At 68.5% G+C, this 23,380-nt stretch carries 20 protein-coding genes and 1 pseudogene; 10 read left to right on the top strand and 11 right to left on the bottom strand.

Annotated features, from left to right (window positions below; all coding sequences use genetic code 11):
• Window positions 1-91 precede the first annotated feature (91 nt).
• From ABT313_RS05395 to ABT313_RS05365, 7 genes are read right to left on the bottom strand one after another with little or no spacing between them, the layout of a single operon-like run.
• Window positions 92-595 carry a hydrogenase maturation protease gene (locus ABT313_RS05395; protein ID WP_350848931.1) on the bottom strand — a complete coding sequence of 168 codons (504 nt, stop codon included), beginning with the start codon at window positions 593-595 and terminating at the stop codon, window positions 92-94.
• Complete coding sequence (locus tag ABT313_RS05390) at window positions 592-1,869, bottom strand: hypothetical protein (RefSeq protein WP_350848929.1); 1,278 nt, start codon at window positions 1,867-1,869, stop codon at window positions 592-594. The genes ABT313_RS05395 and ABT313_RS05390 overlap by 4 nt, the downstream gene beginning before the upstream one ends.
• The gene (locus ABT313_RS05385; RefSeq protein ID WP_350848927.1) at window positions 1,866-2,498 is read right to left on the bottom strand and encodes a DUF6084 family protein; all 633 of its coding nucleotides are present in this window, start codon (window positions 2,496-2,498) and stop codon (window positions 1,866-1,868) included. The genes ABT313_RS05390 and ABT313_RS05385 overlap by 4 nt, the downstream gene beginning before the upstream one ends.
• Window positions 2,491-3,159: a DUF5947 family protein gene (locus ABT313_RS05380; protein ID WP_350848925.1), complete on the bottom strand. Its 669-nt coding sequence runs from the start codon at window positions 3,157-3,159 to the stop codon at window positions 2,491-2,493. The genes ABT313_RS05385 and ABT313_RS05380 overlap by 8 nt, the downstream gene beginning before the upstream one ends.
• Window positions 3,156-3,986: a NifU family protein gene (locus ABT313_RS05375; protein ID WP_350848923.1), complete on the bottom strand. Its 831-nt coding sequence runs from the start codon at window positions 3,984-3,986 to the stop codon at window positions 3,156-3,158. The genes ABT313_RS05380 and ABT313_RS05375 overlap by 4 nt, the downstream gene beginning before the upstream one ends.
• Window positions 3,987-3,988: 2 nt before the next feature.
• Window positions 3,989-5,794 carry a nickel-dependent hydrogenase large subunit gene (locus ABT313_RS05370; protein WP_350848921.1) on the bottom strand — a complete coding sequence of 602 codons (1,806 nt, stop codon included), beginning with the start codon at window positions 5,792-5,794 and terminating at the stop codon, window positions 3,989-3,991.
• 3 nt (window positions 5,795-5,797) lie between these two features.
• The gene (locus tag ABT313_RS05365; RefSeq protein ID WP_350848919.1) at window positions 5,798-6,868 is read right to left on the bottom strand and encodes an NADH-quinone oxidoreductase subunit B family protein; all 1,071 of its coding nucleotides are present in this window, start codon (window positions 6,866-6,868) and stop codon (window positions 5,798-5,800) included.
• Between the two features lie 178 nt (window positions 6,869-7,046).
• Here ABT313_RS05365 and ABT313_RS05360 point away from each other — a divergent pair, with 178 nt between their 5' ends.
• From ABT313_RS05360 to hypE, 5 genes are all read left to right on the top strand, one after another.
• Window positions 7,047-7,514, top strand: a complete 468-nt coding sequence (locus ABT313_RS05360) for a helix-turn-helix domain-containing protein (RefSeq protein WP_350848917.1) — start codon at window positions 7,047-7,049, stop codon at window positions 7,512-7,514.
• 110 nt (window positions 7,515-7,624) lie between these two features.
• Window positions 7,625-9,862: a carbamoyltransferase HypF gene (gene hypF, locus ABT313_RS05355; protein ID WP_350848915.1), complete on the top strand. Its 2,238-nt coding sequence runs from the start codon at window positions 7,625-7,627 to the stop codon at window positions 9,860-9,862.
• Between the two features lie 13 nt (window positions 9,863-9,875).
• The gene (locus ABT313_RS05350) at window positions 9,876-10,193 is read left to right on the top strand and encodes a HypC/HybG/HupF family hydrogenase formation chaperone (protein ID WP_350848913.1); all 318 of its coding nucleotides are present in this window, start codon (window positions 9,876-9,878) and stop codon (window positions 10,191-10,193) included.
• Window positions 10,190-11,308 carry a hydrogenase formation protein HypD gene (gene hypD / locus ABT313_RS05345; RefSeq protein WP_350848911.1) on the top strand — a complete coding sequence of 373 codons (1,119 nt, stop codon included), beginning with the start codon at window positions 10,190-10,192 and terminating at the stop codon, window positions 11,306-11,308. Before ABT313_RS05350 ends, hypD begins: the two co-directional genes overlap by 4 nt.
• Window positions 11,301-12,362 carry a hydrogenase expression/formation protein HypE gene (hypE, locus tag ABT313_RS05340; protein ID WP_350848909.1) on the top strand — a complete coding sequence of 354 codons (1,062 nt, stop codon included), beginning with the start codon at window positions 11,301-11,303 and terminating at the stop codon, window positions 12,360-12,362. The genes hypD and hypE overlap by 8 nt, the downstream gene beginning before the upstream one ends.
• Here the strand turns inward: hypE and hypB are convergent.
• The 3 genes and pseudogenes from hypB to ABT313_RS05330 form a co-directional block, all read right to left on the bottom strand.
• Window positions 12,310-12,981: a hydrogenase nickel incorporation protein HypB gene (gene hypB / locus ABT313_RS05335; RefSeq protein WP_350848907.1), complete on the bottom strand. Its 672-nt coding sequence runs from the start codon at window positions 12,979-12,981 to the stop codon at window positions 12,310-12,312. The two genes, hypE and hypB, sit on opposite strands and share 53 nt — an antisense overlap.
• 15 nt (window positions 12,982-12,996) lie before the next feature.
• Window positions 12,997-13,113: pseudogene (locus ABT313_RS44700) on the bottom strand (hypothetical protein); the annotation flags it as partial.
• Between the two features lies 1 nt (window position 13,114).
• Window positions 13,115-13,444 (bottom strand): hydrogenase maturation nickel metallochaperone HypA/HybF, encoded by a 330-nt coding sequence (locus tag ABT313_RS05330; RefSeq protein ID WP_350848905.1) that lies wholly within the window; start codon window positions 13,442-13,444, stop codon window positions 13,115-13,117.
• 265 nt (window positions 13,445-13,709) lie between these two features.
• On the opposite strand from ABT313_RS05330, the gene ABT313_RS05325 reads away from it, so the two are divergent.
• The 3 genes from ABT313_RS05325 to ABT313_RS05315 are packed head-to-tail and all read left to right on the top strand — an operon-like array spanning window position 13,710 to window position 19,650.
• The gene (locus ABT313_RS05325; RefSeq protein ID WP_350848903.1) at window positions 13,710-17,816 is read left to right on the top strand and encodes a S8 family serine peptidase; all 4,107 of its coding nucleotides are present in this window, start codon (window positions 13,710-13,712) and stop codon (window positions 17,814-17,816) included.
• Window positions 17,817-17,852: 36 nt separating this feature from the next.
• Window positions 17,853-18,737 (top strand): hypothetical protein, encoded by an 885-nt coding sequence (locus ABT313_RS05320; protein WP_350848901.1) that lies wholly within the window; start codon window positions 17,853-17,855, stop codon window positions 18,735-18,737.
• A gap of 4 nt (window positions 18,738-18,741) precedes the next feature.
• Complete coding sequence (locus ABT313_RS05315) at window positions 18,742-19,650, top strand: hypothetical protein (protein ID WP_350848899.1); 909 nt, start codon at window positions 18,742-18,744, stop codon at window positions 19,648-19,650.
• Between the two features lie 47 nt (window positions 19,651-19,697).
• Here ABT313_RS05315 and ABT313_RS05310 read toward each other — a convergent pair whose 3' ends face one another.
• Window positions 19,698-20,561, bottom strand: a complete 864-nt coding sequence (locus ABT313_RS05310; protein WP_350848898.1) for a hypothetical protein — start codon at window positions 20,559-20,561, stop codon at window positions 19,698-19,700.
• 155 nt (window positions 20,562-20,716) lie between these two features.
• On the opposite strand from ABT313_RS05310, the gene ABT313_RS05305 reads away from it, so the two are divergent.
• Entirely contained in the window at window positions 20,717-22,099 is a 1,383-nt protein-coding gene (locus ABT313_RS05305; RefSeq protein WP_350848896.1) for an N-acetylmuramoyl-L-alanine amidase, read from the top strand.
• A complete protein-coding gene (locus tag ABT313_RS05300) occupies window positions 22,096-23,319 on the top strand; it encodes a SpoIID/LytB domain-containing protein (RefSeq protein ID WP_350848894.1) in 1,224 nt (407 codons plus the stop codon). Before ABT313_RS05305 ends, ABT313_RS05300 begins: the two co-directional genes overlap by 4 nt.
• Window positions 23,320-23,380 lie beyond the last annotated feature (61 nt).

Raw genomic sequence — 23,380 nt, 5'->3', positions numbered from 1 at the left:
CTCAGCTTGAGGTAGCGGCGGGCGTCTTCCAGGCCGTAGTAGCCCACCCCGATCAGCAGCAGCAGTACGGCGGCCATCAGCATCCAGCGCATCACATCGTCCCCTCCGCCACACCGGTCCGGGGTGCCGGTCCGGCGACCTGTCCGGTGACCAGGTCGACCACCAGTTGCGCCGCCGTCCCGACCGCGTCCTGGACTGCCGCCGACAGTCCGATCCCGGCGTCGACGGCGGCCGGTTCGCAGCCGACCACGACAACAGGACCTACAGTGCCACCGAGTCGCGGTACAAGCGAGAGCACAGCGTCCGGTCCGAGGTCGTGAGCGTCCATACTCACCTCCGGACCGGGCTCCGCGCCGGGCTCGGCCTCGATCAGGTAGACCGTCCCCGGCGGCCCGCCGCGCTCGACGGTGTCGACCAGCACGACCAGGTCGTACGGTTCAAGCAGTTGATAGGCCAGGTGGATCCCGCGGATCCCGAAGTCCCTGACCTCGACGCTGTCCGGCAGGCTGTGTTCTGACAGCTCGGCGACGACGGCCACCCCGAAGGCGTCGTCACTGCAGAACATGTTGCCGAGGCCGGCTACGAGAACACTCATTTCAACGGCTCCAGTTCGTCCGGGCTGAAATAGAGGTACCGGCCGTGCGAGCGCTGTACTTCGCCCTCTTCGCCGTCCAGCGCGACCGCGACATGCGTCTCCCCGTCGACATCGGACAGTACGGCGACCACCGTGCCGAGCCGTCCGGTCAGGAACATGTCCTGCGCGTCGGTCCGCCGTACGCCGGGCCGCAGCCGGACCTTCGTACCGTTGCCGACGGCAACATTGCCGACCTGGACCGTGTCGGTCGACGGCGACACCGCGGCGTCGTTGCCCGGATCCCACCAGGGTTTGCTGACCGGTTCCGGCTCGGTCACCCGGCGCAGGTAGCGGATGGTGCCGTGCAACCGGTCCTGGAACTCCGGCGGCATCGAGTCGACCCGTTCGAGCAGCTCGGCCGTGCGCGGGTCGGTGCCGCGGACCTCGCGTTTCTCCTCGTCGGTCAGCGTCATCGTGCGCAGGTTGAGGATCTCGTCGATCTCGGTGGCGTCGTACAGATCTCCGGCGCTCTCCGGCGCGATCCTCGGGTGGTCGTACAGGATGATCGGCGACGACAGCAGCAGGTCGCCGGCCAGCACCGGGTAGAGACCGACGTTCTCGCAGCCGGCCGCGTAGGCGCTGGCCCACTCAGGCGGCTCCAGCAACGAGATGAAGCGGCAGCCGTCGGCGGCCACCATGACGTGGTGCGCGATCAACGCCTGCCGGAGCGCTCCGACCCGCTCCGAGCTGCCGTTCGGGGTGGTGTTCTCGACCCGGATCCGCAGCCGCGTGGCGCCGTACGGGCCGGTCAGCTTCTTGAGGCTGAGGGAAACCGTCCCGCTGATCGGCTGCCGGGTCCGGCGGAGGAAACCGGCCGTGCCGATCGCCTCGGTCTCGGTGCCGCCGGGCAGCTGGAACGGCACCTCGCGGGGTAACCGCTGCAGGCGGGTGGTGATGTCGACGGTGCGCACCACCGCCTCGTCCCACGGCCGGTACGTCGCGTCGTCGGTCGCCAGGACGGTGACCTCCGTCTTGTCGGCGTCCAGCACGTGCCGCCATTGCGCCTGCAGGAAGCGCAACCGCACGGTGAGCAGCGCGTCGTCGCCGTCGAGCAGACACTCGGTCTGCGACCACGACCGCTCGGACGGGTCCATCAGCGAGTAGTCCGGCGGCATCAGCACGCCGAACTGCCAGCGGACCCGGTTCTTCCCGTCCGAAGCGCGGTACGGGTACAGCACGTAGCCCTCGAACAGCAGCGCGTCCGCGAGCTCCTGGACGGCATCGAACTCGTTCATTCCGGCTGTTCCTTCAGGAGTCGCTCGATCGCATCGTCCCAGCCGGGCAGGGCTTCCCGCGTGCGGTACCGGTAGAGCCGGTCGAAGGTGTCCTGCCGCAGCCGTAGCCACGCGGCACCCGGGAAGTGCTGGTCCATCGCCTCCCGCCACACCGCGACCGGCAGCTCGTACGTCGTTTCCTTCTGCCAGGCGACCGGTGTCACCGAGAGAGTGCCGGGACGACCGGTGAAGATCGTCCCGTTGAACAACAGCAGCAGCGGTACGGCGTCCTCGCGCACCGCGTACAGGTACTTGTGGGCGGCGACGTCGAAGTCGTAGCTGCACGGCAGCTGCAGGTCGGTCTCGGTCGCGCCGGTGAAGCCGGGCACCATCTGGGTGACGAACGCCAGTTGCAGCGGCTTCAACGTCTCGCCCCAGCGGGCCCGCTCGCCGAACAGGTCGGCCAGCCCTTCGGCCTCCTCGTCGCTGTAGCGGCGCCGGATCGGCTCGATCCTGATCTGGCACCGCATCGCCAGCGCGTGGACGGGCGTGCCGGTGGTCTCCTCGATCCGCAGCCGGAGCCGGATCGACGGCGCCGCGGCGTACCGATCGGCGTCGGCGCCGGTACAGCTGAACTCCAGATCAACCACGGCCGCGCTCCCGGATCCCCGCGAAGAACTCGTCGATCCGCTGCCAGACGTCCTCGCCGCCGGCGAAGCCCTCCCAGTACTGCCGGACGATCCCGACCAGCTGGTAGCACGCGTCGATCGGCACCAGGTGACACTCGAACCCGTCGTCGACCCGCCGCAGCAGCACGGCCTCCAGGTCCGGGACGAGCTCCTGGAGAACCGAATCGCCGGCCACCACCTCGTTCCAGGCGGTGAGGTCGAGCAGCGACTCAGTGGCCCCGCCCGGGCTCGGGTAGAACGCGACGTACCGGCCCTGGTCCGACTGGTAGAAGAGGAACGCCAGGTTGACCGGGATCCCCATCGCGTCCCACTCCGCCGCGGACAGAGCGAAGTCGGTGTCGGCCCGATAGCGCTCAGGCACTGCTCGGTAGTGCCCGTGCGACGCGGCTTGATCGGTGAACAGCAGATAGCAGGACCGGCACGTGCAGAGCAGCCGGTGGCCTTGGACATCGGCCAGGTGCGAGTGCTGGATCCCGATCGGTACGGCGCACATCTCGCACTGCTCGCCCGGCGCCGACTGCTCGCGGACGCCGCCCGTGAACTCACGCAGCACCGCGACCGGGTCGACGGCCGGACGGGTCTGGGTCCGTGCGAGCGAGCGCAGGGTGCGCGGGGGTCTCACGCCGGTTGCACCCCCGGGATCGCGACTTTCCAGCCCGGGCCTTCCGGCAGCAGCGGCAACGCTTCGAGCGGTGCACCTTCGACAGCCCGCCCGGCCAGGCGTACGTCGTACTCCGCTGTGCAGCGGGGACACGTGAGCCGATCGCCGTCCAGCCGGGCGTGGTGCAGGGCGGACGAGCACGCCGGGCAGCTGTTCCGGTACGCGAACAACGTGCCGGAAAGGTTGGCCAGCAGTACGTCGAGGCCGCCGACGGACCGGTGCTGGACCTGGCCGGGGGGTGGGGCCAGGTCCAGCTGGTGCCAGCCGTCCCGGTGGGGGCGGAACGGCTCGATGGTCAACAGGGTCTGCCGGTCCTTGACCATCCCCTCGACGTCGACCGCGATCGCCTCCGGCGCCGCGTCGAGGACCGCGTTCTCGACGGTCATCCGAACCGTCGCCGTGGAGCCAGGGCAGCCGTCACAACTGCCCTGCAGCCGCAGGTGGACGACGCCGTCGTCGTCGATGCCGAGGTAATCGATCCCGCCTGCATGCGAGCCCAGGTACGGGCGGACCGAGTCCAGCGCGTGCTGGATCCGGGTCGCGACGTCGTCGGGATGCAGGTCGTGCAGTAGGAGCAGGCCGGCGACGAGGTCGTCCCCGGCCAACTGCCGGACCTGCGGCTCGTCGAGCAGGCTCAGCAGTTGTCCGAGGCCGGCGCCGTGCAGAGTCAGCACCGCGCGGACCAGTTCCTCCACCTGGCCGGCGAGCTTGGGATCGGCGCGCCGCTGGACCTCGTCCAGCAGTACGTCGATCCGCTCGCTCAGCTCCTGGACGTCGTGTCGATCCATGGTCAGTAAGGCTTGACGGCGATGGACGGGGAGTGCAGATGAGTCTTCTCGTGCCCGTTCCCGACGAACATGTGCACGCCGCACGGCAGGCACGGGTCGAAGCTGCGCACCGCCCGCATGATGTCGATGCCCTTGAACCGCTCCGGCGGGTTCTCCTCGAAGATCGGCGTGTTCTGTACGGCGTCCTCGTACGGGCCGGGAGTGCCGTAGCTGTCGCGCACGCTGCCGTTCCACGGGGTCGGCGGGTACGGGTGGTAGTTCGCGATCTTGCCGTCCCGGATCACCAGGTGGTGCGACAGCACGCCGCGGACCGCCTCGGTGAAGCCGCAGGAGATCGCCTCGTCCGGCACCTTGAACGGCGTCCAGGTCTCGGTCCGGCCGGCCCGGACCTCGGCCATCGCCTGCTCGCAGAAGTGCAGCGCGAGGGCGGCGGCGTACGCCTGGAAGTAGGTCCGGGCCCGGTTCCGCTCGATCGCGTTGCTCCACTGCGGGATCTTCCACTCGTACTCCGTGGCCGGCTTGAGCGCGGTCCGCGGGAGCTGGATCTTCACGCTGTGGCCGGTGGCCTGCACGTAGTCGGTGCTGACCAGGCCGGACAGCGCCGTCGACCAGAGCCGGGCGATCGGTCCGCCGCCGGTGTCGAGGGCGAGGTGGTCCTTGCCGTCGAACCAGCGCGGCGACATGGTCCAGCTGTAGGCGTTGGAGAAGTCGCGCTTCTGCGGCTTGGGCAGCGTGTGCTGGTTCCACGGGTGCCGGACGTCGATCGGGTTGCCGAGCGGGTCGATGTCGACGAACTTCTCGTGCGAGCCGTCGGCCCAGTCCTCGTAGTACGAGCTGCCGAGCAGGATCCGCAGGCCGAGGTTGATGTCGACCAGGCTGTTGGTGACCAGTTGGCCGTCGACGATCACGCCGGGGGTGACGAACATCCGCCGGCCCCAGGCTTCCATCTTCTCGTAGCTGAAGTCGCAGACCGCCGGGTCCTGCAGGCTGCCCCAGCAGCCGAGCAGGATGCGCCGCTCGCCGACGTGCTCGTAACCGGGCAGCGCCTCGTAGAAGAAGTCGAACAGGTCGTCGTGCAGCGGCACGACCTTCTTCATGAACTCGATGTAGCGCATCAGGCGGGTCAGGTAGTCGGTGAACAGCTGGATGGTCGCGACCGTGCCGACGCCGCCCGGGTAGAGCGTGGACGGGTGGACGTGCCGGCCTTCCATCAGGCAGAACATCTCGCGGGTGTAGCGGCTGACGTGCAGCGCCTCGCGGTAGAACTCACCCTCCAGCGGGTTGAGCGAGCGCATGATGTCGCCGATGGTCCGGTAGCCGTGGTCGGCGGCGTGCGGCGCCTCGGTCCGGTTCGCCAGCTCGAGGACGCCGGGGTTGGTCTCCTTGACCATCCGCTCGCAGTAGTCCACCCCGACCAGGTTCTCCTGGAAGATGTTGTGGTCGAACATGTACTCGGCCGCCTCGCCGAGGTTGACGATCCACTCGCCGAGGTGCGGCGGCGCGACGCCGTACGCCATGTTCTGCGCGTAGACCGAGCAGGTGGCGTGGTTGTCACCGCAGATCCCGCAGATCCGGCTGGTGATGAAGTGCGCGTCGCGCGGGTCCTTGCCCTTCATGAAGATGCTGTAGCCGCGGAAGATCGACGAAGTGCTGTGGCACTCCTCGACCGTCTTCGACTTGAAGTTCACGTTCGCGTAGATGCCCAGGCTGCCGACGATGCGGGTGATCGGGTCCCACGCCATCTCGACGACGTCGGAGCTCTTCGAGCCGGTCGTGTCCGGCCTGACCTTGGGATCGGTCGTGGTCATGGCCTACCACACCTTCTCGTAACCGGTGGCGAGTTCGGAGCCCTTGTGCCGCCACTTGGGTTCCTTGTTGCCGGCGTTCTGGGTGTACTTGCGCAGCCGCCGGATCACCGTGCCGTACACCATGCTCGCGGTGGTGGAGATCCGGCTGCCGGGCGGTTCGTCCATGAACGGCATGAACTTGTCCGGGAAGCCGGGCATCGTGCAGGCGATGCAGATACCGCCGACGTTCGGGCAGCCGCCGACGCCGTTGATCCAGCCGCGCTTGGGCACGTTGCAGTTGACGACAGGACCCCAGCAGCCCAGTTTCACCAGGCACTTCGGCGAGCCGTACTCCTTCGCGAAGTCGCCCTGCTCGTAGTACCCGGCCCGGTCGCAGCCTTCGTGTACGGTCCGGCCGAACAGCCACTGCGGCCGCAGTTCGGCGTCGAGCGGGATCATCGGGGCCTGGCCGGCGACCTGGTACAGCAGATAGACGAGCGTCTCGGACAGGTTGTCGGGGTGGATCGGGCAGCCTGGCACGCAGACGATCGGCAGCCCGGCCTTGGACTTCCAGCTCCAGCCGAGATAGTCGGGCACGCCCATGGCGCCGGTCGGATTGCCCGCCATCGCGTGGATCCCGCCGTACGTCGCACATGTGCCGACGGCAACGACCGCGGTGGCCTTCGGGGCCAGCCGGTCCAGCCACTCCGATGTCTTCATCGGCTGCCCGGTGGCGGGGTTGTTGCCGAACCCGGCCCAGTAGCCGTCGCTGTGGATCGCCTCGTTCGGGATCGAGCCCTCGACCACCAGCACGAACGGCTCGAGCTCACCGCGGTCGGCCTTGTGCCACCAGGCGATGAAGTTGTCGGCGCCGGTCTCCGGCCCGCACTCGAAGTCGATCAGCGGCCAGTGCACTGCGATCCGTGGCAACCCGGGCAAGGCGCCGAGGACGATCTCCTCGATGCTGGGCTGCGTGGCCGCGGTCAGGGCGACCGAGTCGCCGTCGCAGCTCAGCCCGCCGTTCATCCAGAGGATGTGGACGACACCCTCGTCGGTCTCCTGCTCCGCCTGCCCCGGTTCCAGCGTCGTGGACACGACCCCACCCTCCATCCCTCCCGGGAATGCCGATCGTCTCGACCGTACGACGGTCGCGGGCGGACGGACAGACACTTGTGTCTGCTATTAATGGCGGTGTCCGGAAATCCGGGATTCGGGGATTCCAGGACATTCCGGAGGACCTTCTTTCCCCGCCTTGCACCGATATTCTCGGGCAATGGACGACGATCCCGGTCGCGAGGTGTTCGTCTCGCCCGTGGTCGTGGCCTCCCAGGTCTTCCCGGCCCGGCCGGGATCGCTGCCGGACGCCGAGCAGTTCGTCCGCGAGGCGCTCGAGCCGATCCGGCTGGAGACCGAGGAGCGGCAGGCGCTGTACCAGGCGATCACGGCCGCGTTGCTGGCCGCTGCCGGCGCGAAGGACAACGTCTTCGACGTCACCGTACGGATCTTCCCCGACGGTGTCGAGGTCGAAGTACTGCACGGCGCCGGCGTCCACCGGGTGCAGCCCGCGGCCGAGCCGTTCGCCGACTGGCTGACCGGCGTACTGCGTGGTCAGGGGCTGTCCCAGGAGGCGGCCGCGCAGCGGATCGGGGTGTCGGTGCGGACCATCAGCCGGTGGTTGCGCGGTGACACCGAGCCGCGCCTGCGGGATCTCCGCAAGGTGCACGAGATCTTCGGTCCGTGATCTCTGGTATGGGACCGGGCGCGGGTTTAGTGTGCGATTTGTCCGTTGATCGCGGAATTCGCCATTTCTTTTCGCCCGGCGGGGTGAACATCACGAACGAACCGGAACGGGTGCGCAGCCGGATACTGGTCACCGGCGTCGTCCAGGGCGTCGGCTTCCGTCCGTTCGTCTACTCCCTGGCCCGGGAGCTCGGGCTGTCCGGCTTGGTCGGCAACACGGCAGCCGGGGTCGTCGCCGAGGTCGAAGGACCCGACGCGGCGGTGACCGGCTTCGCGGACCGGATCCGCAGCGACGCTCCGCCGCTGGCCGTGGTCTCGACCGTGGCGATCGAGTCGCTGCCGGTGCAGGGCGGGACCGAGTTCACCATCCTCGACTCCACGGCCGGACCGGGCCGCACGCTGGTCTCACCGGATGTCGCGACCTGCGCGGACTGCTGGTCGGAGTTCGCCGATCCGTCCGACCGGCGTTACCGGCACCCGTTCATCAGCTGCACGAACTGCGGTCCGCGGTTCACGATCATCACTGGTCTGCCCTACGACCGGCCGGCCACGACCATGGCCGGCTTCCAGCTCTGCCCCGACTGCGCCCGCGAGTACGCCGATCCCGCCGACCGCAGGTTCCACGCGCAGCCGATCGCCTGCCCGGCCTGCGGACCGCGGCTGCAACTCGTCCAGCCCGGCCTCGAGACGGCGTACGACGAAGATGCGCTGGCGTCGGCGCACGCCCTGCTGGTCGACGGGGCGATCCTCGCAGTCAAGGGGATCGGCGGCTTCCATCTCGTTTGCGACGCTGCGGATGACGCCGTCGTGACGACACTGCGCAAACGCAAGGACCGCGGCGACAAGCCGTTCGCCGTGATGGCCGCCGATCTCGACGCGGCCCGGCGGATCGCGGAGGTCGACGCCGACGAGGAGGAACTGCTCACCGGCAGCCGTCACCCGATCGTGCTGCTCCGCCGCCGGCCGGGTGCGGCCGTTGCCGAAGCCGTTGCCCCCGGCAACCCTGATCTCGGTGTCATGCTGCCGTACACGCCGCTGCACCGGCTGCTGTTCGACCAGCCCGGTCCCGGCGTACTGGTGATGACCAGCGGCAACCTGTCCGGTGAGCCGATCGTGACCGGCGACGACGAGGCGATCAGCCGGCTGGCCGGTCTGGCCGATGCGTGGCTCGGTCATGACCGCCCGATCCACGTGCCCTGCGACGACTCCGTCGTACGGATCGTCGACACGACCGAGCTGCCGGTACGGCGGTCCCGCGGGTATGCGCCGTTCCCCGTCGACCTGCCGATCCCGGTCCGGCCGGCGCTGGCGGTCGGCGGTGACCTGAAGAACACGTTCTGCCTCGGCGACGCCCGCTACGCCTGGCTTTCGGCGCATGTCGGGGACATGGACGACCTCGCGACGCAACAGGCGTTCGAGCGGGCCGAGCGGCATCTCGAGGAGCTGACCGGCGTCCGGCCCGAGTTGCTCGTGACGGACAAGCACCCGTCGTACCGTTCGCGGCAGTGGGCCGAGCGGCATGCCGGCGGTCGCCCGGTGATCGGCGTACAGCATCATCACGCGCATCTCGCGTCGTTGATGGCCGAGCACCGGTACTGCGGCGAGATCATCGGGTTCGCCTTCGACGGGACCGGGTACGGCGACGACGGTGCCGTGTGGGGTGGCGAGGTGCTGCTGACCGGGTACGACGGCTTCGAGCGGTACGCGCATCTGAAGTACGTGCCGCTGCCGGGCGGCGACGCCGGGGTGCGCAATCCGTGCCGGATGGCCTTGTCGCATCTGCGCGCCGCCGGGATTCGCTGGGATCCACGGCTGCCGTCCGTCCAGGCCTGCCACGAGTCGGACCTGCTCGAGGCCCAGCTGGATCACGGCATCGCGTGTGCGCCGACGTCCAGCATGGGCAGGTTGTTCGACGCGGTCTCGTCGCTGGCCGGGGTGTGTCACCGGGTCGGGTACGAGGCGCAGGCGGCGATCGAGCTGGAGGGTCTGGCCTCGGCCGGCGAAGGCGCGTACGAGTTCGAGATCGACGGGGATCAGATCGACCCGGCGCCGATGCTGGCTGCGGTCGTGCAGGACGTGCTGGCCGGGGTGCCGCCGAGCGTCGTGAGCGCCCGGTTCCACCAGGGGCTGGCCGAGCTGATGGTGACGCTGGCCGAACGGGTCCGCGCCGCCGAAGGGCTGACCACCGTCGGGCTGTCCGGCGGCGTGTTCGTCAACAAAGTGTTGCTATCGGCAACTACCAGGGCGTTGACCGGTGCCGGGTTCGACGTACTGCGGCATCGCCGGGTGCCGCCGACGGACGCCGGGATCGCCCTGGGGCAGTTGGCCGTGGCGGCTCGGGTCCGGTAGGGGAGGGAACATCATGTGTCTGGCCGTACCGGGAAAGGTCGTGGAGATCCGGGAGGAAGACGGCACCCGGATGGGACAGGTCGACTTCGGCGGCGTGCTGAAGGACGTCTGTCTGGAGTACCTGCCTGATCTGCAGGTGGGTGAGTACACCATCGTGCACGTGGGCTTCGCGTTGCAGCGACTCGACGAGGAGTCCGCGATGCAGTCGCTCGCGCTGTACCGCAAGCTCGGCGCGCTGGAGGAGGAGTTCGGCGACCAGTGGGGTCTGGCCGCGCGGCAGGCCGGAGAGCGGCGCCCGCCCGGGACCGAGTGGAAGGCAGAGCCGCGATGAAGTACCTCGACGAGTTCAGCGATCCGGTGCTGGCCCGCAAGCTGGTCGACCAGATCCACGCCACCGCGACGAAGCACTGGGCGATCATGGAGGTCTGCGGCGGGCAGACGCACACGATCGTCCGGCACGGCATCGACCAGTTGCTGCCGGACGGTGTCGAGATGATCCACGGCCCCGGCTGCCCGGTCTGCGTGACGCCGCTGGAGACGATCGACAAGGCGCTCGAGATCGCCTCCCAGCCGGGCGTGATCTTCTGCTCGTTCGGCGACATGCTGCGCGTGCCCGGCAGCGGCCGCGACCTGTTCCGGATCAAGAGCCAGGGCGGTGACGTCCGGGTCGTGTACTCGCCGCTGGACGCGCTCCGGCTGGCGCAGCAGAACCCGGACAAGCAGGTCGTGTTCTTCGGCATCGGGTTCGAGACCACGGCTCCGCCGAACGCGATGACCGTCTACCAGGCGAAGAAGCTCGGCATCCCGAACTTCAGTCTGCTCGTCTCGCACGTCCGGGTGCCGCCCGCGATCGAGGCGATCATGCAGTCGCCGACCTGCCGGGTACAGGGCTTCCTCGCCGCCGGTCACGTCTGCAGCGTGATGGGCACGGCGGAGTACCCGGAGCTCGCCGACAAGTACGGCGTACCGATCGTCGTGACCGGCTTCGAACCGCTGGACATCCTGGCCGGGATCCTGCGCACGGTCAGCCAGCTGGAGAAGGGCGAGCACGTGGTCGAGAACGCGTACCGGCGCGCGGTCCGCGACGAGGGCAACCCGGCCGCGAAGGCGATGCTGGCCGATGTGTTCGAGACCACCGACCGGTCCTGGCGCGGCATCGGGATGATCCCGCAGAGCGGCTGGCGGCTGTCCGAGCGCTACCGCGAGTACGACGCGGAGTACCGCTTCCAGGTCCGCGACATCGCGACCGAGGAGTCGACGGTGTGCCGCAGCGGCGAGGTCCTGCAGGGTCTGATCAAGCCGCACGAGTGCTCCGCGTTCGGGACACTGTGTACGCCGCGCAACCCGCTCGGGGCCACGATGGTCTCGAGCGAGGGCGCGTGTGCGGCCTACTACCTGTACCGCCGGCTGGAGACCTCCCCGGAGGTGGTGACGACCGGTGGCTGAACCGGTGCTCGACTTCGAGGGCTGGACCTGTCCGCTGCCGTTGCGCGACCACCCGAACGTCGTGATGGGGCATGGCGGCGGCGGACAGATGTCGGCCGAGCTGATCGAGCATCTCTTCGTGCCCGCGTTCGCGAACCCGCTGCTCGGCGGCCTGACGGACTCGGCGGTGTTCACCCTCGGGGACGCGCGGCTCGCGTTCTCGACGGACTCGTTCGTCGTCCAGCCGTTGTTCTTCCCCGGCGGCAGCATCGGGCACCTGGCCGTGAACGGGACCGTCAACGATCTCGCGATGAGCGGCGCGCATGCGGCGTACCTGTCCTGCGGGTTCATCCTGGAGGAGGGCGTCGAGCTGTCCGTGGTCGGCCGGATCGCGGCGGACCTCGGCGACGCGGCGCGGCGGGCCGGGGTGACGGTGGCGACCGGCGACACCAAGGTCGTGGACGCGGGGCACGGCGACGGCGTCTACATCAACACCGCCGGCATCGGCCTGGTCCCGGCCGGCGTCGACATCCGTCCGCAGCGCGCCGTACCCGGTGATGTCGTCATCGTCAGCGGCCAGATCGGGGTACACGGGATCGCGATCATGAGCGTCCGCGAAGGCATCTCGTTCGGCACCGAGGTGGTCAGCGACTGCGCGCCGCTGAACGACCTGGTCGCGGCCATGCTCGCGGTCTGCGCCGACCTGCATGTACTACGCGACCCGACCCGCGGCGGCGTCGCGACCTCGCTCAACGAGATCGCGAAGTCGGCCGGCGTCGGCATCGAGCTGACCGAGAGCGCCCTGCCGGTGCCGGAGACGGTCGCGAACGCGTGCTCGTTCCTCGGCCTCGACCCGCTGTACGTCGCCAACGAGGGCAAGCTGCTCGCGATCGTGCCGCGCGACGACGCGGACGCCGTACTCGCGGCGATGCGGGCCGATCGGCTAGGTGCGGACGCGGCCGTGATCGGCGAATGTGTGGCGGCGCATCCGGGGATGGTCGTGACGCGGACGGCCTTCGGCGCTACCCGGGTAGTGGATACCCCGATCGGGGAGCAGCTGCCCAGGATCTGTTAGCCAGCCACTCGTGCCAGCTGTCGAGCCCGTCGCCGCGCGTCGCGGAGACGGGCAGCAGTTCGACGTCCGGCTGCACCCGGTGGATCAGCTCGAGGCACAGGTCGACGTCGAAGTCGACGTACGGGAGCAGGTCGATCTTGTTCAGCAGGACCAGGTCGGCGGTGCGGAACATGTACGGGTACTTCGCGGGTTTGTCCGCGCCCTCGGTGACCGAGATGATCACCACCCGGGCCGCCTCGCCGAGGTCGAACAAGGCCGGGCAGACCAGGTTGCCGACGTTCTCGACGAACACCAGCGAGCCGTCGGGCGGCGCGAGCTCGGCCAGGCCGCGGTCGAGCATCTCCGCGTCCAGGTGACAGCCGGCGCCGGTGTTGATCTGGACGACCTTGCTGCCGGTGGAGCGGATCCGCTGGGCGTCCAGCCAGGTCTCCTGGTCGCCTTCGATCACCAGCGTCTCGCGGCGGCCGTCGAGGTCGGTGATGGTGCGCTCGAGCAGGGTGGTCTTGCCGGAGCCGGGGGAGCTCATCAGGTTGATCGCGGTGATCGCGTGCTCGGCCAGATAGCTCCGGGTGCGGGCGGCGAGCTGGTCGTTCTTCGCCAGGATGTCCTGCTCGAGCATGACCGTGTGAGTGTGGGGGTGCGCGTGGTCGTGATCATGGTCGTGATCATGGTCGTGATCGTGGGTGTGGCCATCGACCAGTGTCACGCGGGTGCTGCCGTCCTCGCCCCCGCACCCGCAGGTGCTGCACATGTCAACGCACCTCCACCGAGATGATCCGCAGTTCGCGGCCGGCCAGTACGTCGAGATCGGCGCTGCCGCAGTCGCACAGCATGATCGGATCGTCGAGCGTGAACTCCAGCCGGCAGTTCCGACAGTACGCGCGCCCCGGTGGCTCGTCGATGTCCAGCCGCGCCCCTTCGAGCCCGGTCCCGCCGGCGACGATCTCGAAGCAGAACCGGATCGAATCGGTCACCACCCCGGACAGCCGGCCGATCTCGAGCCGGACGGCGGCGACCGGTCCGTCGCCGATCTTCTCGACGATCGCATCGACGATGCTCTCCGTGATGGCGAGCTCATGCACCTTCCCGACGGTACTCCTGCCTGAGCGGAAAAGTTGCGGGAAAACCTGCACCCGCGATGAGCACTCAGCGTAGTCAGCGACCACGCGTGATTCCGGGAAGAATCCGGGTCCGGAAATGCATCGGGCACGAATAGTTACCGTTGTGTGCGGCAACCATTCAAGACGTCTCGGCCGATCGCTACCGCGGCGGCGACGGGCGGCTTACTCTCCGGTTGTCGATCCCGCGGCCGGCTCGGGGGAGCCGCTCCACTGCGGAGGGGAAAGTATGAGACGTCGCCTGAGGTACTCTGCTGCGCTCGTCGGCCTGACCGGCCTGATCATCGCGTCGATGTCGGCGCCGGTGCAGGCCGCGAGTCAGGACCATTCGCCGCCGGGGCAGGGGCCGGGCGCCATGCAGGTCCAGTCGGCCAGCGACGCCGCCGCGTCGAAGCTCGACCCGAAACTCCAGGCAAAGGTCAAGAAGGGTGACACCGCACCCGTGGCCGTCTTCGCCACAGTGCAGGGTGACACCGCCAAGGCCCAGCGAGTGCTCGCCAACGCCCATGTGGCGAAGTCCGGTGACGCTGCGCTGGTGATGGGCTCGATCCCGGTGCAGGCGCTGCCGAAACTGGCCGCCGTACCGGGGGTTGTCTCGGTGCAGCCGGTCGAGCTGGCCCGGACCGGGCAGCCGTTGTCGGACCCCGATCCCAGCCTGCACCAGACGCCGACCGCGGCCGAGCTGAAGGCCGCGCTCGCCAAGGTGAAGTCCGACGACGTGCCCTACGACCAGGCTCCGCCGCTGCGCGGCTCGAACTTCGACAAGCTCCGTAAGCAGAACCTCCTCGACGCCAAGTCGCACAACTTCACCGGCGCCTGGAACGCAGGCTTCACCGGCCAGGGTGTGACCGTCGGCGTCCTCGACGGCGGTACCGACTGGGGTCACCCGGACCTGGTCAACACCTGGCAGACGTGGAGCGGCCAGACCGGCGACAAGGCGGGCTGGAACGGCTGGCCGAAGGCCTTCGACCCCTACGGCACCCTGCAGTGGCTCTCGGCGCCCGACCAGGTCGACCAGGGCCTGTCCTGGTTCACCAAGACCACTGCGGCCACCTGCACCGTCACCGCCAAGACGTGCTCCGTCGACTTCGCCACGAAGACCGGACCGTCCCGCAACTTCAGCGCCCCGGCCGGCACGAAGGAGCACACCTACAGCTTCCCGGCGAAGTGGAGCAAGTCCGGAAAGGTCATGCTCAGCAGCCACCCGGATGACCACCTGCTCCAGCTGTACGGCGAGCGCCCCGGAGTCCTGGTTACCGACCCGCACAAGGCCGGCGTCTACGACACCGTGTACGTCGACCTCGACGACGACTACTCGTTCGCCGACGAGAAGCCGGTGAGCAAGTCCTCGCCCGCGTCGTACCGCGACATGAACGGTGACGGCTACACCGACCTGTCCGGCGGCCTGCTGTACTACATCTCCGACGGCAAGACCCCGATCCCGGGCGGCCTGGACATGTTCGGCGTCGACGACACGTCGTACGGCTCCGGCGAGCTGCTCGCGTGGACCGGTGACTTCGACCCCGCGATCGAGGGCCACGGCACGCTGACCGCATCGAACATCGTCGGCCAGGCGGTCATCAACGGGAAGGCACCGACATTCAAGGACCTCCCCGGCGGCACGTACGCCGGTGCGGTGCTGGGCGGTGCGCCGAAGGCCAAGCTGGCGCCGTTCGGCGACATCTACATGGGCTTCGACTTCTCCACCCAGTTCGGGTACCTGCTGTCCACCCGCAAGGGCGTCGACGTCACGTCGAACTCGTACGGCGAATCGACCACCGACAACGACGGCTGGGACGCCGCGAGCCAGGAAGCCGACGTGATCCACGACGGCTTCAAGACGACAGCTCTGTTCTCCACCGGCAACGGCGCACCGGGCTTCGGTACGGCGACCGCCGCCGCGCCGTCGACCGCGATCGAGGTCGGCGCGTCCACCCAGTTCGGCGGGACCGGCTGGGACTCGATCGTGCGTACCAGCCAGATCACCGACAACGACGTGATGGTGTGGTCGAACCGCGGGTTCGGCGCGAACGCGACCAACGGCGTCGATGTCGTTGCCGACGGCGCCTATGCGCCGGGCGACGCGACCCTGAACACGATCCTCGACGGCCGCAACGCCTGGGTCACCTGGGGTGGCACGAGCCGCTCGACCCCGGTTGCCGCGGGTGCCACGGCGCTGGTCTACCAGGCGTACGAGAAGGCACACCACGGCGTCGTACCGGCCGGGTTCTACTCGACCGCGCAGGACATCCTCAAGTCGTCGGCCAAGGACCTCGGGTATGACTCGAACGTCCAGGGCTCCGGCTCGATCGACGCGGGCAAGGCGGTCGCGACAGCTTTGGGTCAGCGGGCAAGTGTATCGCCGACCGAATGGCGGGTGGGTGACTACCGCGGTACGGAGTACCCGGTGTTCGCGAACATCATCTCGCCGGGCGGCACCGACACCCAGAAGTTCAACCTGACCGGGCCTGGCGCCTGGCAAGTCAGCGACCGGCAGCTCGTTCGGACCGACTCCAGCACGTTGTCCTTCAGCAGTAAGGATCTGAGTCAGGAGAGTACGGGCAACTTCAATGCGCCGGACTACCTGATAGACCTCACCAAACAGGTCAAGCAGCATCGCAACGCCGACCTGATGGTGGTCAAACTCGAGTACCCGCGGAACGAGTTCGACGGCAACAACGACCTCACCGAGGACCAGGCGTGGCGGCTGCTCACGTACAACTGGACCGACGTGAACCACGACGGCAAGCTGTGGACGGACAAGAACCACAACGGCGTCGTCAACCACACCGACAAGACCACCAGCTCGAACATCGACGGCTTCCTCGACCTGGACTTCGCCAAGTCGGAGATGGAGCAGGGCGAGTACAGCCGGTTCATGTACCACCGGGCCGGCTCCAACGCGCTGCAGTCGTACGTCGCCGATCCCGCCAAGCGGATGGCCGACGGCCTGTTCCTCGGTCTGCAGCACTCGGCCAAGAACGCGGCCATCCCGGTCACCGACTTCAAGGTGTCGATCGACTGGTACCAGAACAGCGACTGGAAGTGGGTCAGCACGCCCCGCACCGCGGTCGGTTCGTTCAACGCGTCGATCAAGGTGCCGAGCTACGCGCCGTACGGCATGTACTCCGGAGCCGTCGTGCTGACCCGTGGCTCGGACTCGATGGTCGTGCCGGTGTCCGTGGCGGTCGCGGCGACGGCGACGCAGGATGCGAGCGGCAAGATCACCGGGGCGATCAACTTCGGTGGTGACGACGTCGCGCAGGCGCAACAGAACCTGACGTACAACAACGGCACGGTGTTCGGCGCGAACGACTGGACCTGGAGGGCCGAGTCCGGTGACTGGCGGTTCTTCTATCTCGACGTACCGAAGACACCGGCGGAGGGCACGAAGTTCCTGGCCAACACCAGTTGGGAGGACTCGGGTCCGTACACCGACCTGGACACGTTGATCATGGGCAGATCGGTGAACCACTTCCAGCTCGAGCCGGATTCGGTGTACGGCGCGCCGTACACGATCGACACGGTCGGGAAGAGTCCGAACACCAACGTCCGGACGGGTGCCTGGCTGTTCAACACCGCGACCGGCGGGCCGGCCGATGTCGTCACGGCGCCGGCGCAGGAAGGCCTGCAGGCGCTCGCGCTGCACCAGGTCAGCTGGCAGGGCGACAAGTTCAACACGCCGTTCAAGGTCCAGCTGGGCAGCGCATCGGTTTCTCCGTCCTCGGTCGACACGACGGCGACGGGTGACACCGGCGGGTTCGACGTGACGTTCGACTCGAGCGTGCCGCTGGACGGGCTGAAGGCGGAGGCCTTCGGTCTCAGCCAGCCGAGTACGACGACGGAGACGGCGCACCAGGACAACCCGGACGACCCGTCGACGGCCGGCGTGAAGAAGAACATCACGCTGTCGCACGCCTCGCGGCTCAGTGTCAGTACGGCGCTCGACAGCAACGACCTGGACCTGTACGTGGTCCGGGACGCCAACAACGACGGCGTGTTCTCGCCGTCCGAGATCGTTGCCTCGTCGGCCGGCGGTACGGCGAACGAGGCGGTCGATCTGGTCAACCCGCCCGACGGCAACTACCAGATCTGGGTGCACGGGTTCTCGGTCACCGGTACGCCGGCGTTCACCCTGAACGTCAACGCGATCCAGGGCAACGACCTGACCGTCACCGGCCTGCCCACCGGCCCGGTCGCGGCCGGTACGCCGGTCACCCTGCACGTCGACTACAACAAGGCGATGACCCCCGGCCAGAGCTACAACGGCGAGCTGCTGCTCGGCCCGGCCTCGGCTCCGACCGCATTGTCCGTCCCGATAAAGATCACCAGATAACGCAACTTCGGCGGCGGAGGCCGCATCGAGGGGGATGTGAACAACCTCCTGAAACGAGCCTCCGCCGCCACGGCTTCCGCCGTACTGCTGGGCGGTCTGGCGGTTACCTCGACAAGCACAGCCAACGCCGCGGCCACCGCGGCCTGCTCCATGTCGGTCGGTTCGATCACGGCCGGCGGGGATATCGCCAACACCGGCGTCACCGCGTCGTCGCCGATCAAGTCGACGCGGGGCGCCGGTCCGCACCTGTTCGGGCCGGGGCTCTCGAAGATCGCGTCGACCTGGACCACCACGGTCGGTGTCGCGGGCGAGGACACGACGTACGGCGAGGTCGTCGTGAACGGCACGCTGTACTCCGGCGAGTACGGCCACGACTCGACCGGCAAGCCGACGAGCAGCTTGAAGTCCGAGGGCGTCGGGTACCAGGGATACAAGGTGGTCGAGTCGTCGTTCTACTTCGGCAAGACCGTGCGCGGCGCCAGCTACCGGTTGCGTGGCGACGGGGTGCTGTACCGGTTCGGGGACAAGCGGCAGGTCACCCGGTACACCGGCTACTCGGCCGTGAAGACGATGGCGCTGATCAGCGAGACGCAGACCTACGACACCTTCCTGGCGCTCACCAACGGCGGCGCGCTGTACACGATCCACATCCCGACGAGCACCGCGGCGCCGACCGTCAAGAAGGTCCGCACGTCGACGTGGCAGAGCTTCGACTTCCTGGTCGCGGAGAAGTGCGGCGCCCAGAGCACGTTGCTGACGGCAATCGACAAGGACAGCGGCTCGGCCTACCTGTACGCCGTTGGCCACGCCAACGGCTTGTCGACGGTGATCCAGGGCCTGGGCAAGGTCCCAGGCACCTTCACGGATCCCGTTTACTATCTGCAGACCGCCGAGGGCAACCCGTCCCTGTTCGGAGAGTGACGTGATGAGTCTGAAGCGAGCATCCGCGGTCGCGGCTTCCGCCGTACTGCTGGGGTCCTTGGCAACTGTTCCGGCCACGACGGCGGGCGCGTCCGCGACCGCCGCCTGCACGATGGGCGTCGGCTCGATCACCTCGGCAGGCAACTTCGGCAACGCCGCCGTCACAGCGTCGGCGCCGCCGGCCGCCAAGCAGAGCACCGGACCGCACGTCTTCACGGCGGGGATCACGAAGGCGAGCTCGACCTGGACCAGCACCGGTTCCGGTCCGGAAGGCTACGCGGCATCGAACGGACTCGTGATCCTGAACGACTCGATGTACCAGGCCACCTACACGACCGGCTCGCCCAACCCGCCGCTGCGGCTCGACAAGGTCGGGTCCGGCTGGGGCAACTTCACCATGGTCGAGCAGTCCTTCTGGGAGAAGGCGCCCGGTTCCGGCGACAACTTCCTCGCCATGTACGGCCTGCTCGGCGGAACCGGCGTACTGCACCGCTGGGCCGGTGGCCCCGACGGCGTCTATCGCCACGAGACCGCGAGCGGTTTCGCGGCCGTCAAGGCGATGACGCTGATCAGCGAGACGCAGACCTACGACACCTTCCTCGCGAACACGCGCGGCGGTGCCCTCTACACGATCCGGATCCCGCGGACCGCGCCGCTGAAGCCGATCGTCAGGCCGATCCGGACCTCCACCTGGCAGGGCTTCGAGGCGCTGGTCGCGGAGAAGTGCGGGAGCCAGAGCACGCTGCTCACCGCGATCGACAAGGACACGGGATCGGCGTACCTGTACGCGGTCGGTCACACCAACGGCACGGCCACCGTGATCAAGGGCCTCGGCAAGCTGCCGGGCACCTACAAGGATCCCGTCTACTTCCTCGACACCGCCGAGGGCAACCCGCCTCTCAACGGCGACTGAGATCGACAGAGCCCCGGTGACCTGGTCACCGGGGCTCTGTTCACGTCCTAGAAGTCGCCGCCGAAGTCTCCGCCGCCGAAGTCGAAGCCACCGCCGTCGCCGCCGCCGTCGAAGGGGTTGAAGTCGCCCCCGCCGTCGCCGCCTCCGCCGTCGCCCCCACCGTCTCCACCGCCGTCGCCGTAGTCGCCGCCGTCGGACTGGCCGTCCTGGTAGCCGGCCGCGTAGTCGCCGTACCCGCCGCCGGCGAACATGCCGCCGAGTGCGGTGCCGATGAACATGCCGGTCAGCACACCGCCGACGCCGCCGAACAGACCCTGCGCGTACGGCGAGTAGGCCGGGCCGGCCTCCCAGTACGGCACGCGCTGCGGGCCGACCATGACCTTGCGGACGTCCGGCTCGGCGCCGGCGCGGACCCGCTCGGCGTCGGCCGCACAGGCCGGCACCTCACGCGGAGCGCCGCCGGGCGGCGACCACATCACGTCGACCACGGACGGGCCGTGCTGCGGGTTGAAGAAACACGCCGGCCGCTTCTGCGGCAGCGGCTCGCCGTTCACGCGGGCCTTCACGCAGGCCGCGGCGTACCGGCCGTCCTCGAGGATCTCGACCACGTGCTTGATCTGGTCGGCCTGGGTGACCTGGCCGACCGCCTGCTTGGCGGCTTCGTAGGAGTCCAGCGCGCGCTGGTAGTCCTGCCGGGCACCGTCGCCGAGGTCCTTGCCGACCATCTCCAGGTCGAGGTCCTGCAGCTCCTCGCCGAAGCGAGTGATGTCTTCGTCGGCGGTGCGCTTCACCGACTCCAGCTCGGCGGCCGTGATCTCGTGCTGCTTCTGGTTCTGCAGCTGGGTCCGACGGTACGAGCGGTACGCCAGAACCGCGATCACCACGACAGCGATGATCAGGATGAATTCCATGTCGGGCCTCTCTCGGGGGCTTTGCACAGAGCGTATCGAATCCCTCAAGGCACCGACGCCACGCAGGGTGACGCAATCCCAGGGAAACCGTCACCGACCGCGCATAATCGATGACACCGCCCAGCGCCCGTCGTACACCGCCGGAAGGCTGGCTCATGCGCAGGACTGCCCGACTACTCCCACTCGTGCTGACCGCGGCCACCCTGATACCCCTGCAGCACAACGACTCTGACCCCGCCTACACCGAGATTCCGCTCGACGGCCCGACGGTGCAGGCCCGTACCGAACCGTTCGGTATGGTCGCCGTCACCTGGCCCGAAGGCGCCGCACAGAACGTCACCGCGAAGGTCCGCATCGAGCACGACGGACAATGGACCGACTGGCAATCGTTACCTGTCGAGGACGATCACGGCCCAGATCCATTGGTACCTGAAGGAATTGAGCGCGCCGGCACCGAACCTCTATTCGTCGGTAATGCAACTGGCGTCCAGGCGAGTGCCGTGAACGGCTCCGGTGCGACGATCGCCGGCGCGAAGGTGGTGCTGATCCAGCCCGGCGTGCTGGCCGGCGATGCCGACGAGCCCGCCGCACAGTCGGTCGAGCCGGCCTCGTCGCGGGCGCCGTACCCGATGCCGTTGATGGTGAGCCGCAAGCGCTGGGGTGCCGACGAGCGACTGCGTAGCCACAACGGCGCCGCGTGCGCGCGTCCGAAGTACACGACGACTGTGCTGGCGGCCTTTGTGCACCACACTGCCGATCGCAACGACTACACGCGGACGCAGGTCCCGGCGATGGTGCGGGCGATGTACGCGTACCACGTGAAGAGCCGCGGCTGGTGCGATCTCGGATACAACTTCCTCGTCGACCGCTTCGGCCGGATCTTCGAGGGCAGGTACGGCGGTGCGCAGCTGCCGGTCCTCGGTGCGCACACCGCGGCGTACAACTCGAACTCGTTCGGGGTCGCGGTGATCGGCAACTTCGAGCAGGCCGCGCCGCCGGCGGCGATGCTCGAGTCCACCGCGCGGGTGATCGCATGGAAGCTGGACGCCAACTATCGGTCGCCTCAGGCAACGATCCGGTTGGACGGCAGCAGTCTGCACACGGTCTCCGGCCACCGCGACACCAAGGCGACCGCGTGCCCCGGAACGCAGCTGTACAACAAACTCGGCTGGCTGCGGCAACGCGTGAACACGTTGATGGGCGGGAGTTTCTCGACCCCGATCTACCGGTACGCGCGCACGCTCGGGTTCCGGACGATCGGCCAGCCGTTCTGGGGTGAGCACCGGACCCGCACCGGCTGGGCGACGTACTTCGCCACCCGTGACGTCTTCTACTCCGTTGCCAGCGGCACGCATTCGACGGCAGGCGCGTTCCGGACGCGCTTCCGCCGGCTCGGCGCCGGCAGCGCACGGCTCGGGTTGCCGGTCACCGAGGCGTACCGCGTGCCGGGCGGCTCCCGGCAGAAGTTCCAGCGCGGCTGGCTCGTGTGGGACCGCCGCACCCGCCAGGTCAATCTTGTGTACGGGAGAGCTTCATGAGAAAACGTTGGGTCGCGGCAGTCGTGCTGTCGTCGACGGCGGTCAGCGCGACCGCGCAGGCCCGCGAGATCGTGCCCACGGCAACGGCTCCGGACACGACGATCAACGGCCGCGGGTTCGGTCACGGCCGTGGGCTGTCGCAGTACGGCGCGCAGGGTGCGGCGCTGGCCGGGAAGTCGGTGAAGCAGATCCTCGACTTCTACTACCCGGGTACGACGGCAGGTAAGGCGACCGGCACCATCCGCGTCCGGGTCAGCGCCGACACGACCGACGGCGTACGGGTCGGCGCGGTGAACAAGCTCAGCGTCCGGTCGTTTGCCACCGGCAAGGTCTATGTGTTGCCCAAGGCATCGACCCGCAGCCAGTGGTCGATCGATCCGAACGGCGAGCACGGGACCAAGCTCAGCTCGTACGACGCGAAGACCAAGAAATGGACGCTCTACAAGACGTTCACGGGTATGGCGCAGTTCGAAGGCCCGGCGGTGATCGGGCTGATCCTGCCGAGCGGCGACGTACGGCGGTATCGCGGTGCGCTGCGGGCGATCGACGTGTCGGGCACGCATCTGGACACGGTGAACGTCGTACCGCTGGAGTATTACCTGCGCGGCGTCGTACCGCGAGAGGCCGTGTCCAGTTGGCGGCCGGCCGCGCTGCAGGCCCAGGCCGTTGCCGCGCGCACCTATTCGGTCTTCCACCGCGATCGCGCGTCGAGCAAGGCGTACGACCTGTGCGACACGACGTCCTGCCAGGTGTACGGCGGGTACGACTCGGAGGAGACGTCGACGAACAACGCGATCGCGGCGACCGCGGGACAGATCCGGCTGTACAAGGGCAAGCCGATCATCGCCGAGTTCTCGTCGTCGAACGGTGGGGCGACCGCGGCCGGGGACGTGCCGTACCAGCTGATGAAGGCGGACAGCTGGGACGCGTACCCGAAGAACGGGAACCCGAACGTGACGTGGACCGTGACGCGGTCGGCGGCCGACATGCAGTCCGTCTTCGCCGTCGGGTCGATCCGGTACGTGCGGGTGCTGAAGCGCAGCGGCGTCGGGCCGGGCGGCGGCCGGGCGCTGACCGTCGAGGCGGTCGGGTCCAAGGGCAAGCGGGTGCTGACCGGGGACCAGGTCCGGATCCGGCTGCATCTGAAGTCCGGCTGGATCAGCTTCCCGGCACGCAAGCTTGATATGCCAACCAATGTCGTGGAAGAGCCTGGTCGCTGAGCCATTGACGCCGTGTCCGTGCGCCGGTTAGAACGTGACATCGATGTCAATCGCCACCGCC

The organism is Kribbella sp. NPDC000426 (assembly GCF_040300265.1).
GTDB lineage: Bacteria > Actinomycetota > Actinomycetes > Propionibacteriales > Kribbellaceae > Kribbella.
The sequence above is the reverse complement of the archived record's forward strand: the minus strand, read 5'-3'. Positions and strand labels throughout refer to the sequence as shown.

Bases quoted from the DNA above. Each gene is read 5' to 3' on its own strand.
- ABT313_RS05360 (WP_350848917.1), top strand. From the start codon at position 7,047: ATGGACGACGATCCCGGTCGCGAGGTGTTCGTCTCGCCCGTGGTCGTG.
- ABT313_RS05325 (WP_350848903.1), top strand. From the start codon at position 13,710: ATGAGACGTCGCCTGAGGTACTCTGCTGCGCTCGTCGGCCTGACCGGC.
- ABT313_RS05310 (WP_350848898.1), bottom strand. From the start codon at position 20,561: ATGGAATTCATCCTGATCATCGCTGTCGTGGTGATCGCGGTTCTGGCG.
- ABT313_RS05305 (WP_350848896.1), top strand. From the start codon at position 20,717: ATGCGCAGGACTGCCCGACTACTCCCACTCGTGCTGACCGCGGCCACC.
- ABT313_RS05390 (WP_350848929.1), bottom strand. From the start codon at position 1,869: ATGAACGAGTTCGATGCCGTCCAGGAGCTCGCGGACGCGCTGCTGTTC.
- ABT313_RS05300 (WP_350848894.1), top strand. From the start codon at position 22,096: ATGAGAAAACGTTGGGTCGCGGCAGTCGTGCTGTCGTCGACGGCGGTC.
- ABT313_RS05395 (WP_350848931.1), bottom strand. From the start codon at position 595: ATGAGTGTTCTCGTAGCCGGCCTCGGCAACATGTTCTGCAGTGACGAC.
- ABT313_RS05370 (WP_350848921.1), bottom strand. From the start codon at position 5,794: ATGACCACGACCGATCCCAAGGTCAGGCCGGACACGACCGGCTCGAAG.
- ABT313_RS05350 (WP_350848913.1), top strand. From the start codon at position 9,876: ATGTGTCTGGCCGTACCGGGAAAGGTCGTGGAGATCCGGGAGGAAGAC.
- hypB (WP_350848907.1), bottom strand. From the start codon at position 12,981: ATGCTCGAGCAGGACATCCTGGCGAAGAACGACCAGCTCGCCGCCCGC.
- hypD (WP_350848911.1), top strand. From the start codon at position 10,190: ATGAAGTACCTCGACGAGTTCAGCGATCCGGTGCTGGCCCGCAAGCTG.
- ABT313_RS05375 (WP_350848923.1), bottom strand. From the start codon at position 3,986: ATGGATCGACACGACGTCCAGGAGCTGAGCGAGCGGATCGACGTACTG.
- ABT313_RS05315 (WP_350848899.1), top strand. From the start codon at position 18,742: ATGAGTCTGAAGCGAGCATCCGCGGTCGCGGCTTCCGCCGTACTGCTG.